Origin of the sequence: Halobiforma nitratireducens JCM 10879 (genome assembly GCF_000337895.1) — an archaeon.
Classification (GTDB): Archaea; Halobacteriota; Halobacteria; order Halobacteriales; family Natrialbaceae; genus Natronobacterium; species Natronobacterium nitratireducens.
The window spans coordinates 1-1,760 of record NZ_AOMA01000101.1 but is presented as its reverse complement, the minus strand read 5'-3'; the positions used below and the strand labels follow the sequence as shown (position 1 = coordinate 1,760).

Sequence of the window (1,760 nt, the reverse complement as noted above, 5' to 3'; positions counted from 1 at the left end):
CGTCACTGTCGAAGAAGATGACACTGCGCAGTCCGGTGACATCGCCACCGATGTCGAAACTGTCACTGANTGACCTAGAACGCCAGGTCGAAGATGAAGAGGTCTACGTCGTCGTCTACGAAGACGATGACGCACTGGACAACGAACTCGACCGACAGTCCGAGTCCGTTCCCCAGGCATAGCCAACAACTCTATCTTTCCAGCTTAACTGCTACCAACAAATGATATACCACACAACGGAGGGCAGGACCACATGACCGGGGCACACACTCGCTGGCTCGCAGTAGCGCTAGCGACCATCGTGCTCCTCTCCGCCATCGCCGTCGGCGGCGCGGCACCCGCCCTCGCGGACGACGACCCCGATCCGGTGCCCGCAGCCTACTACGGCACCGTCGAAATCGACGGCGAACCCGCTCCCGAAGGGACCGAAATCGCCGCCGTCATCGACGGCGAAGTGCGCGGCACCATCACCGTCGACGAGGCCGGTGAATTCGGCGGCTCCGCCGCCGACGAAGACAAGCTCGTCGTCGAGGGCACCACAGACGACGCCGGTGAGCCAGTCGACTTCCTGGTCAACCAGCAGGAAGTCGACCACCCCACAGTCGAGTGGGAATCCGGTGACTCCCAATCAGTCGCCCTCGAAGGCGACGGCGTCGACGACCTGTCGATCTTCGACGTCGACATCGACGAGAACGCATCCGACACCGACATCGACGTCGGCGAGACCGCAACCGTCGTCGCCGACATCGAGAACACCGGCGACACCGCCGGAGAAACCGACGTCACGTTCGAGGTCAACGACACCGTCGAAGACGACATCGAGGACCTCGAACTCGACGTCGACGAAACCGAAACAGTCGAGTTCGACATCGAACTCGACGAGGAAGGCGATGTCAACGCGACGGTCAAGACCGACGACGACCAGGCCACCGTAACCCTCAGCGCCGACGACGACGACGGCGACGCGCCGGGCATCTCGCTCCCGTCTCCGGACCCGGCACCGGACCCGGAGCCTGAGGCCGAGTTCGACGTCACCGACGTCGACCTCGATGCCACGCAACTCCTCGTCGGCGAGTCGGTGACCGTCACCGCCACGATCGAAAACGTCGGCGAAGAGAGCGGCGAAACGACCGCCGCACTCGTCATCAACGGCGAAACCGTCGACGAACAGGATGTCACCGTCGACGCCGGTGCAACTGCGACCGTGACGTTCACCGAGACGTTCGACGAGGCCGGCGAATACGACGTTGCGGTCGGCGAGTTCGACGCCGACACGATCACCGTGTCCGAGCCCGAACCCGCCGCGTTCGACGTCGACGACGTGCAGGTGACCGACGACGAGATCGTCGCCGGCGATGAAATCGACATCTCCGCCACGATCGAGAACGTCGGCGACGAAGCCGGCACGTTCACCGCCGAACTACTCGTCGACGGCGAGGTCGTCGACGAACAGGATGTCACCGTCGACGGCAACGACGCCGAGACCGTGACGTTCACCGAAGCGTTCGACGAATCGGGAGAGTTCGACGTCACCGTCGGCGATGCCGACCCCGTGACGATCACCGTCACTGACGACGACGGCATCCCCGGCTTCAGTGCCACGGCAGCTGTCGTCGCACTGCTTGCGGTCGCGCTCCTCGCGCGCCGCCTGTAACCCGGGGACGGAACGGCACCCGTTCTCCCGACCGACAATTCGCTTTCGCTCATCTGTAGAAGTCAGTACTCAAGATTTTCTCGAACCAGTTGTCGGTGTTGAGAGT

Annotated in this window: 1 protein-coding gene; it reads left to right on the top strand. The window is 63.3% G+C overall.

Features of this window, described 5'->3' with window-relative positions; translation table 11 throughout:
- Positions 1 to 253: 253 nt before the first annotated feature.
- Positions 254 to 1,654, top strand: coding sequence for a CARDB domain-containing protein (locus C446_RS10020; RefSeq protein WP_006672979.1), 1,401 nt, complete (start codon positions 254 to 256; stop codon positions 1,652 to 1,654).
- Positions 1,655 to 1,760: the final 106 nt, after the last annotated feature.

Excerpts from the sequence above, each read along its gene's own strand:
- C446_RS10020 (WP_006672979.1), top strand. The coding sequence starts at position 254 with ATGACCGGGGCACACACTCGCTGGCTCGCAGTAGCGCTAGCGACCATC.